Consider the following 466-nt stretch of genomic DNA (forward strand, 5'->3'; position numbering starts at 1 on the left):
GATTTTTCGTGTTGCTGATCGTCAGAAATTGACGATAACCACCGCTCAAAATCATCAAAAGATTCAAATCCAAAATGCTTCCGAAGTGCCTTACCCATTTCAGCATTTTCCTTCTCAATCAATCGTTTTTTCTGTTGGCGAAGTTTTGCCTGTTCTTTTTTCAATTTTTCTTCTTGTGCTTTAATATCTGCTAAAGTCATTCCCAAGATTTACAGCTCCTTGCCTTTTGATTTATTTCGATAAATAACACCAATTTGATTTAATTGCATAACATAAGTTAAAATATTCAGCCAAAATTCCTTTTCAGATTCATCTTCTGTTTCGGCTATTTTACCGTAAACAAATTTATCAGTAATCAAAGAAGAATTTGCTAGGCCTACATTGATTGTAGAATTGAGAACGTCCATCATTCTATCAAGCATTTCACTATAATTATCTTCATCCGGCAAATTCAAATAATCAGCTG

General features: G+C 33.3%; 2 protein-coding genes. Both read right to left on the reverse strand.

Going from position 1 to position 466, the window contains the following annotated elements:
* On the reverse strand, window positions 1-206 hold a 206-nt coding region (locus ACFPBZ_RS29575), incomplete at its 3' end, for a hypothetical protein (protein WP_465251524.1).
* A 3-nt stretch (window positions 207-209) separates the two neighbouring features.
* Window positions 210-466, reverse strand: a 257-nt coding sequence (locus tag ACFPBZ_RS29580) for a hypothetical protein (protein ID WP_378039675.1), incomplete at its 5' end; no start/stop codon positions are given.

This window comes from Actinomycetospora atypica, from assembly GCF_042653685.1.
Classification (GTDB): Bacteria; Actinomycetota; Actinomycetes; order Mycobacteriales; family Pseudonocardiaceae; genus Actinomycetospora; species Actinomycetospora atypica.